Source organism: Psychrobacter sp. NPDC078929 (assembly GCF_050267985.1).
Classification (GTDB): Bacteria; Pseudomonadota; Gammaproteobacteria; order Pseudomonadales; family Moraxellaceae; genus Psychrobacter.
The window spans coordinates 23,812-32,177 of record NZ_JBNNFX010000025.1; the positions used below are offsets into that span (position 1 = coordinate 23,812).

Annotated in this window: 8 protein-coding genes; 6 read left to right on the forward strand and 2 right to left on the reverse strand. The window is 43.6% G+C overall.

The window, feature by feature from the left end; all coding sequences use genetic code 11:
- The first annotated feature begins 444 nt into the window (after window positions 1–444).
- The 3 genes from glyQ (at window position 445) to ACQKCG_RS12270 (ending at window position 4,122) form a co-directional block, all read left to right on the forward strand.
- Window positions 445–1,431 (forward strand): glycine--tRNA ligase subunit alpha, encoded by a 987-nt coding sequence (gene glyQ, locus ACQKCG_RS12260; RefSeq protein ID WP_180952677.1) that lies wholly within the window; start codon window positions 445–447, stop codon window positions 1,429–1,431.
- A gap of 9 nt (window positions 1,432–1,440) precedes the next feature.
- Window positions 1,441–3,534, forward strand: coding sequence for a glycine--tRNA ligase subunit beta (gene glyS / locus ACQKCG_RS12265; protein WP_101205752.1), 2,094 nt, complete (start codon window positions 1,441–1,443; stop codon window positions 3,532–3,534).
- A gap of 297 nt (window positions 3,535–3,831) precedes the next feature.
- Entirely contained in the window at window positions 3,832–4,122 is a 291-nt protein-coding gene (locus tag ACQKCG_RS12270; protein WP_227522949.1) for a hypothetical protein, read from the forward strand.
- A 78-nt stretch (window positions 4,123–4,200) separates the two neighbouring features.
- On the opposite strand, the gene ACQKCG_RS12275 is transcribed toward ACQKCG_RS12270, so the two are convergent.
- Window positions 4,201–4,662, reverse strand: coding sequence for a cell division protein ZapA (locus tag ACQKCG_RS12275; protein ID WP_101205753.1), 462 nt, complete (start codon window positions 4,660–4,662; stop codon window positions 4,201–4,203).
- Window positions 4,663–4,770: 108 nt separating this feature from the next.
- Window positions 4,771–5,211 carry a hypothetical protein gene (locus ACQKCG_RS12280; protein WP_057761479.1) on the reverse strand — a complete coding sequence of 147 codons (441 nt, stop codon included), beginning with the start codon at window positions 5,209–5,211 and terminating at the stop codon, window positions 4,771–4,773.
- Between the two features lie 212 nt (window positions 5,212–5,423).
- Here ACQKCG_RS12280 and ACQKCG_RS12285 point away from each other — a divergent pair, with 212 nt between their 5' ends.
- The 3 genes from ACQKCG_RS12285 to ACQKCG_RS12295 all read left to right on the forward strand — a co-directional run bounded on the left by ACQKCG_RS12285 (window position 5,424) and on the right by ACQKCG_RS12295 (window position 8,277).
- Window positions 5,424–6,077: a UPF0149 family protein gene (locus ACQKCG_RS12285; RefSeq protein WP_101205754.1), complete on the forward strand. Its 654-nt coding sequence runs from the start codon at window positions 5,424–5,426 to the stop codon at window positions 6,075–6,077.
- Window positions 6,078–6,200: 123 nt separating this feature from the next.
- Window positions 6,201–7,406 carry an acetylornithine deacetylase gene (argE, locus tag ACQKCG_RS12290; RefSeq protein ID WP_101205829.1) on the forward strand — a complete coding sequence of 402 codons (1,206 nt, stop codon included), beginning with the start codon at window positions 6,201–6,203 and terminating at the stop codon, window positions 7,404–7,406.
- Window positions 7,407–7,581: 175 nt separating this feature from the next.
- On the forward strand, window positions 7,582–8,277 hold the full coding sequence (locus tag ACQKCG_RS12295; RefSeq protein WP_427585419.1) for a LysE family translocator: 696 nt from the start codon (window positions 7,582–7,584) through the stop codon (window positions 8,275–8,277).
- The last annotated feature ends 89 nt before the right edge of the window (window positions 8,278–8,366 follow it).

Genomic DNA, 8,366 nt, shown 5'->3' on the forward strand with positions numbered 1-8,366 from the left:
TTTTTTAAAGTTAGGTTTTCTGAACCAGTTAAAGAGTCGAGTTTAAGTTAGACGTAGTTGCTAAAAACAGTAGACCTCCAAAAAATAAAAAGCCTGATCAATCAGGATGCCCAAGATACAATTTTCCTCCTGCCCGAATGCTAGCGCATTTGGGTATTTTTTTATTCATTATATTAGTGCGAATTCTATGATGATTTGCCTGCAAATACGCTATACAACCGAGGTTTTATGCTCACTATGCAAATTTAGTTGATGTAAATATGGATAAAATAGTCAATTTTTAGTAAGGTGAGCAGGCAGATAGAGTCGTTGCCGAATAGGTCGCGTGTGCGCTATCAGAGATTTATTTAATAATACTCATTTCACAGTGGCTTTACTATGAAAACCGAAACTATGACATCCCAAGCGATAACCCCGATGACCCAAGATAAAGACTCTCAACCGATGACTTTTCAAGATTTAATCTTAACTTTGCAAAATTATTGGGCCGATAAAGGCTGCGTTGTATTGCAGCCCTACGACATGGAGGTCGGTGCAGGTACTTTTCATACCGCGACGTTTTTACGCTCATTAGGTCCTGAGCGCTGGAATGCGGCCTATGTACAGCCATCACGTCGTCCTACTGACGGGCGCTATGGTGATAACCCGAACCGCCTGCAGCATTATTATCAGTTCCAAGTCGTGCTAAAGCCGAATCCACCTAATATCCAAGAGCTGTATTTGGACTCACTACGAGCCATTGGTATTGATCCATTGGTGCATGATGTGCGCTTTGTAGAAGACAACTGGGAATCGCCAACGCTTGGTGCGTGGGGACTTGGTTGGGAGATTTGGCTAAACGGTATGGAAGTCACGCAGTTCACCTACTTCCAGCAAGTCGGTGGTATCGAGTGCTTCCCAGTCACTGGCGAAATCACTTACGGACTTGAGCGCTTGGCCATGTATGTACAGGGCGTCGATAGCGTTTATGATTTGGTCTGGGCAGATGGTGAGTTTGGCCGTGTCACCTATGGCGATGTCTTTCATCAAAACGAGGTCGAGCAGTCTACGTATAACTTTGAGCACGCTGATGTGCCGATGATGGGTGAGATGTTTGATTTTTACGAGCAACAAGCAGACAAATTGGTCGATGCAGGATTGCCATTGCCAGCTTATGAGATGGTATTAAAAGCATCTCATGCGTTTAACTTGCTTGATGCACGCGGCGCTATTTCAGTGACTGAGCGTCAGCGTTTTATCCTACGTGTGCGTACGCTTGCTCGTAAGGTTGCCTTTGGTTATGTCGAAGCTCGTGCCAAATTGGGCTTCCCATTGGCTGATGAAGAGCATCGCCAAGCCGCGCTTGATAAGTATTTGCCAAAAGAAGACGTGTCAAAAGACAGCTTGGCAAAAGAAAATACTGACACTAACCAATCTACTAACGATAAATAGGAGCATCCCATGAGTACTATTCTATTTGAACTGGGGTGTGAAGAGCTACCTCCAAAGAGCCTAAAACCATTACGTGATGCACTACAAGCCAGTGTTACTGAGCAATTGACGGCAGCAGATATTACCTTTGATAGTATCAAAGCCTTTGCTGCTCCGCGCCGTCTGGCCATTCAGATTCAAGGTATTAGCGATAAGCAGCCTGATCGCACTGAGCAAAAACGCGGACCAGCGATTAAAGCAGCGTTCGATGCAGAGGGTAACCCAACACGTGCGGCCATGGGTTTTGCCAAAGGTTTGGGTATTGAAGCTAGCGAGCTTATAACGATTAATACCGATAAAGGTGACTATGTCGGTTTTGAGCAGACTATCCGTGGTCAAGCGACAACTGAGTTACTGCCTGCTATTTTCCAAACCGCGCTAGATAATTTGCCAATTGCTAAGCGTATGCGCTCAGGTGCTAGCCGTAACGAGTTTGTGCGTCCAGTGCAGTGGGCAGTATTGATGCAGGATGGTACTGTCATCGATGCCACTATCCAAGGTCATCAGACTGGTACGCAAACGCGTGGTCATCGCTTCCACAGCCCTGACTACCATAACATTGCTCATGCCAATGATTATGAGCAATTGCTAGACGGTCTAAAAGTAGTAGCAGATTTTGATAAGCGTCAAATGCTGATCAAAAACCAAGTCAAAGCTTTGGCAGATGAAGTCAATTCTGATGCCATCGTACCGCAAGACTTATTAGACGAAGTCACTGCATTGGTCGATTTCCCAATTGCGCTACGAGCAAGCTTTGAAGCGCGCTTTTTACAAGTACCGCAAGAAGCACTTATCTCGACCATGCAAGCGGATCAAAAGTATTTTTGCTTAACCGATAAGGCTGGCAAGCTACAGCCTTACTTTATCTTTATTACCAATATTGAGTCAAAAGACCCGAACCAAATCATTGAAGGTAATGAAAAAGTCGTGCGTCCACGTTTGGCTGATGCAGAGTTTTTCTTTTTACAAGATCAAAAGCAGCCGTTGTTTGCGCTCACAGAAAGCCTGAAAAATCGCGTGTTCCAAGACAAACTGGGTACGATTTGGGAGAAGTCTGAGCGTATTGCCAAGCTGGCAGCGTTCATTGCCACGTTGATGCAGCAGCAAGGCCACGATATCAATGTTGATGAAACCGTACGTGCGGGCATTTTATCTAAAGCAGATTTAGCCAGCTCGCTTGTCGGCGAATACCCTGAATTGCAAGGTATCGCAGGTACGTATTATGCGCGTCTAAATGATGAGCCTGAAGCGGTTGCTGCCAGTTTAGAAGAGCAGTATCTGCCGAAATTCAGTGGCGATGTGCTACCACAAACACCAATTGGTATTTGCTTAGCATTGGCTGATCGTTTGGATACATTGGTTGGGATTTTTGCGATTGATCAAGCACCGACAGGTTCAAAGGATCCGTTTAGCTTACGTCGTTCTGCTATTGGTATCTTGCGTATTTTGATCGAAAAGCAGTTGCCGATTAATCTGGTTGCGCTCGTTGAGCAAGCGATTAAAGGCTATAGTGATGCTGAAGGTAGTAAGATTGCCAAAATGGGTGATACCTTTACCCAAGTCATGGCATTTTTAAACTCGCGCTATCGTGCGATGTATACAGAGCAGGGCGTTAGCGTCGATACGATTCAAGCAGTGCAAGCGATTAACCCGCATATGCCGCTTGATTTTGATCAGCGTATCCGTGCAGTGCAAGCATTTAGCGAGCTGTCACAAGCGTCGATGTTGGCTGACTCAAATAAGCGTGTTGCTAATATATTGGCCAAGTCAGAAGTGAGCGTAGCTGATACAGTCGATGAAGCACTACTGTCTGAATCTGCTGAGCAAAACTTATATGCGAACGTGCAGCAAGCGCAGACAGTGGTACAACCATTGCTGGAGCAAGCGGACTATACGCAAGTATTGCAAACGCTGGCTAGCTTAGATGAGCCGTTGACCCAGTTCTTTGATCAGGTAATGGTCAACAGTGAAGATGCTGCGCTTAAAAACAATCGCTTGGCATTGCTAAAACAGGTTCGCGCCTTGTTCTTGACGGTAGCTGATATTAGCGAGCTACAGCTGTAACCCTGCTAAAACCTGATAGTTACTTTAACTTGATTATTGTTTTAAATTGACGGTTACTTTTGATAAAAAACCTGGCTTATCATGGCCAGGTTTTTTGTTATGCAGTTGACTGGTTTACTCATACAGTTATCCGTTAGATATAACCAGTCAATTAGTGCAATCAGCAATTAAACGGTAAAGGCATTGTATTATCGCTATTATTGACGGTAAAATTTATGCTATCAAAACGTCTTAAATAATCTTATTTAATAGATTTCATTATTTCTCACGTTTACCCGTAATCGAAGGAGCACTGCCGTGTTTGCTGTTATTATCGTCATCCTTATTATTTGGGCTTCAATGTGGGCTTTTTATAAGTTTATGTACCCGCGTGCACCTAAAAGCATGATGCCAAAAGAAGGGGATGTGACCACTCCGCGTCAGTGTAATTTCTGTGGCAACAGCTTGGCTGAATATCGCGGCGTACTCGAAACCAAACCAAGCACAGTTACCGATGGCAATGTTGAAGCGAACCAAGAATTGTTCTTTTGCAATTATGAACATCAGGCAGACTTTCATGCAGGCAAGACCTACACGCCTTATGCATAAATAAATAAATGATTGACCATAAAAAAGCGCCTAACTTTATTAACTAGGCGCTTATATGTTTAATACAATACGATGCATCTACAGAATAGAATGAGCATCCTTCATAATTTTATTGAGCAATGCCTCAGACTGTTTGTCTTTCTGCAAGCGATCTTCATCACTTCTTTGATTGGCATGGATTTTTTCATATAGGTTTAAGCAGCACAGTACCAGTATGCTTTCTTGGCTAAGGCTTGGCGCATCTCTTTTTAAATCGAGCGCATAGTTGTTGATATACGAAACCGCTGACAGTAGCTCTTCTTGCTCATGTACTGGACAAAATATTGGATAAGTAACCCCAGCAATCGCAATATCGACTTTTTTGATTTGTGGTTCTGGCGCTTTAGGTGTTTTGGTATTAGATTGTGCCATGGCGCTTGATATATTTGATGCTGCTGGTACTGTTTTTTGCGGTGGTACTGGCGCACTTGTTACTGGCACATTTGGCGCTTGAGTATTTTTCGGTTGTTTTTCTATCGATTTGCTTTGGTCATCGGTCATGATAAATCCTACAATGTCTGGTCAGTGAAATGAGTGATATCAGATTTTACAAATAGCATTTGGCAGTTTAATAAGTAGTACGTCTTTGCTATCTGTTACAAGTAAACGTTAGCCTTCTGCTTGATCGATACGAGTTAGGCGCTGTAATACGACTTGCGTACGCTCGGCTGCCAATTGGTTCTTCTTTTGCAGCTCACTGTTTTGTTGTTTGATATCGCTATACTGCTGCTTTAGCTCGTTATTGTGTTGTTGCAGCTCGCTGTTTTGTTGTTGTAATTGACTGATCTGTTTTTGCAGTTTGTCTTGTTCTTCACCGATCATATGGTGCGCTTCTGCAAGACTTTGATAGCGTTTATCGAGATCGTTCAGTTGTTTTTTGGCACCGTCACGTTCGTTATGACTGTTATCTAATTTGGTTTTTAGGGCGGCAAATTCTTTTGAATCAGTAACAGGGTGTTGTTTTAAGCTGCTAAGTTCAGCACTGACAAGCTGATACTGTTTTTTGATGTCGAGTACCATTTTTTCTAATATTCTAAGTTGATCATACATAGTCAGTTTTTATCCTTAACAAGTAAGCGTGAATGAATTTTGTTCGCTGTATTTAATAATGCCATAGGTGACCGCATAATATCTATATCAACAAAGTAATTACAAGCATCAGGCTTTGTCTTTTCACTTTTATTTATCGATGATTTGTCCATGACATTTTATCGCGACTATTTTTATTTTATGAGCAATAATCAATTACTAGGACATCTATTATGAATGACAATATCTCTGGCTGGAATACTTGGCTGACTGCGTTTGATGATTGGACTGACGTGTCTATCAGCGAAGTGCATGGCATGATGACAGGGCTTATGACGGCTTGTAATGCACCCGACGAAGCAACTTGGGCTAAGGTGTTTGAAGAGCTCAGCTTTGCTCCATTACCAGAGCTTGCATTGACCTTGCTGACAGAAGAAGCGGAAGACATCGTTTTTCAGCTAAAAGACAAAGATGATGCCTACGCGTACATGCCGCTCATCCCGGATGATGAACATGATTTATACGAGCGCGTGATGGCGTTGAAACAGTGGGCAAACGGTTTTATGACCGGTTTCGGTATTACTGATTGTGGTTTGACCAGTGAAGAAAACGAGATGCTATCTGATTTGGCTAAGATTGGCGCAATTCGTCTCGAAGATGATGAGGATTTTGAAGGTGGGGAAGAGTCTTATCTTTATATCTATGAGTTTGCTCGCATGGTACCCGTAAGCTTTGCCACGCGTAAACGTAAGGCTGTCAAAGATATCGCGCTCATCGCGGGTTTGTCTATCGATGCCAAAACAACCAAAGAGCTACAGGCAGAAGGTAAGTTACCAAAACCAATGCCGCCAGTGGTTGATGTGATGAATCATAACAATCCATCGTAAGGCAGCTCTGACACATCATAGTTCTGAAAATTGTAGTAAGGATATTTTATGATCCAAAATAATAGTAGTAATAGCGACAATGTCAGTAATAGCGATAATGTTGATAGTAGCAGCGATGTCCAGATGAAAAGTGTCGAACATCCTACTCAAAGCCTCGATTGGCTAACACGTCTCATCGCCTTTGATACGGTTAGTCGTCACTCTAATTTGGCTTTGATTAACGATGTAAAGTCTTATTGTGAGCAGTTAGGTTTGACGGTAGATTTGACCTTTAACGAGGCTAAAACCAAAGCCAATTTGTTTGTGACTGTACCGGCTGGCGAGAATGCTGATATTATCAATAACGGTCTGGTCTTATCAGGTCATACCGACGTTGTGCCAGTTGATGGACAAGCGTGGTCTTCAGAGCCGTTTACCGCGACGATACGTGGTGATAAGCTATACGGACGCGGTGCATGTGATATGAAGGGCTTTATCGCTTGTGCACTAACGGTATTGCCACAAGCCGTGCAGTTATCGAATAGCGGTCAGCTACGTCGTCCGTTGCATTTGGCATTGTCGTTCGATGAAGAGGTTGGTTGTTTGGGCGCGCCATTGATTTTGGCAGACCTAAAAGCACGTGGTATCACGCCTGATTATTGTATCGTCGGTGAGCCAACTAACATGGCTATGGTAGTCGCACACAAAGGCATCGCAGTTTATCGCTGCCGTGTACATGGCAAGTCGGCGCATTCTTCATTGATTGCACAAGGTGTCAATGCTATTAGCTACGCTAGCAGATTGGTCGGCTATGTAGATACGCTTGCTGAAGAGCTGAGCGCTCGTGATGATAACGATGCATTATTTACAGTGCCATATTCGACATTGTCAGTAGGGACCATACATGGTGGCACAGCGACCAATATCGTGCCCAACCTATGCGAGTTTACTTTTGACTATCGTAACCTGCCGCACATGACGCAAGACGATATACTAGCGCCAATTCAAGCCAAAGTCGCTGAGCTAAATGCCCAAATGCAAGCGCGCGCGCCAGAGACTGGCATTGAGCTGATGCAAGAAGAAAGCGTCCCCGCCATGACTGATAGTGATAGCGCTGAGTTGCAATCACTAATCGCTGCGCTGACAGGAGATGATGAGCGTCATAAAGTGGCTTATGCGACTGAAGGCGGTCAGTTTACCAATGCAGGTATCCCAACGATTATCTGTGGCCCTGGTAGTATTGAGCAAGCGCACAAAGCGGATGAGTATGTGGAGCTTAGTGAAATTGAACGCTGTGATGTGTTTTTAAAGAAGTTGTTAGATAGCTGTACGACTCAGCCGTCCATGTAATCGTAATTATTCAGAAGAAGGCATGTCGTTTCTTTAATGATTTCTGCGAGAATTTTTGATATATAGGTATAAGTGACACCGTCTTAATGGCGGTGTTTATTTTTTAGTCGCATATTTAAGTCGTATAGCCGTTTGTATTAGAACCATTTACACATGACAAAGTAGGGGTGGGTTGATGTCTTGGCATCTGTTTGCAGTGTTTTTCGCAAGTACGTTTTTTATCTCAGCGACCCCTGGTCCTAATATGCTGCTAGCGTTTCAGTATGGCATGAACTATGGCGTCAAACGAACCTTATGGACGCTAGCAGGTCTGAGCCTTGGCTTGTTTGTATTACTGCTATCGACACTGCTTGGATTGGATGTAATCAGTCGCCAGTCACCGTGGTTACTGACCATTATCAAAGCCGTGGGTGCGGCATATTTAATCTATTTGGGTATCAGCTCTTGGCGCGATGCTGGCGACGGTAGCTTGATGAGCGATGCTAAAGAGTTGAGTGCAGAGGTAGCAGCAGACTATGCTGCCACTGATGGATTGCCTACACCACAGCCGCGTTCGCTCTCTAGTGCTGCTACTAAAATAGCACCGAGCAATACGACCTTGTTTCGTACTGGTGTTTGGGTGTCATTATCTAATCCGAAAGCTATCTTGTTCTTTGCTGCTTTTTTTCCTAAATTTATCAATTTTAGTGCGCCACTATGGCCACAATATGTCCTATTGACCATTGGCTTGTTTTTGAGCGAAACGATTTGGCAAATCGTATATACGCTAGGTGGTAAAAAGCTGGCAAGCTGGCTCGATGTTGGTAATCGCTTAGCTTGGCTCAATCGTGGATGTGGGGTAATATTTATAATTATCGCTGCTGCCCTATAGTCACTGCACTACAAAAGAGTTATGTTTTGGATGAATATCATAAAACAATTTAGATAAGTCATTTTCCATCCAACCTTGGCGTAAAAACT

Bases quoted from the DNA above. Each gene is read 5' to 3' on its own strand.
- argE (WP_101205829.1), top strand. From the start codon at position 6,201: ATGAAAAGTGTCGAACATCCTACTCAAAGCCTCGATTGGCTAACACGT.
- ACQKCG_RS12275 (WP_101205753.1), bottom strand. From the start codon at position 4,662: ATGACCGATGACCAAAGCAAATCGATAGAAAAACAACCGAAAAATACT.
- glyQ (WP_180952677.1), top strand. From the start codon at position 445: ATGACTTTTCAAGATTTAATCTTAACTTTGCAAAATTATTGGGCCGAT.
- glyS (WP_101205752.1), top strand. From the start codon at position 1,441: ATGAGTACTATTCTATTTGAACTGGGGTGTGAAGAGCTACCTCCAAAG.
- ACQKCG_RS12285 (WP_101205754.1), top strand. From the start codon at position 5,424: ATGAATGACAATATCTCTGGCTGGAATACTTGGCTGACTGCGTTTGAT.
- ACQKCG_RS12295 (WP_427585419.1), top strand. From the start codon at position 7,582: ATGTCTTGGCATCTGTTTGCAGTGTTTTTCGCAAGTACGTTTTTTATC.
- ACQKCG_RS12280 (WP_057761479.1), bottom strand. From the start codon at position 5,211: ATGTATGATCAACTTAGAATATTAGAAAAAATGGTACTCGACATCAAA.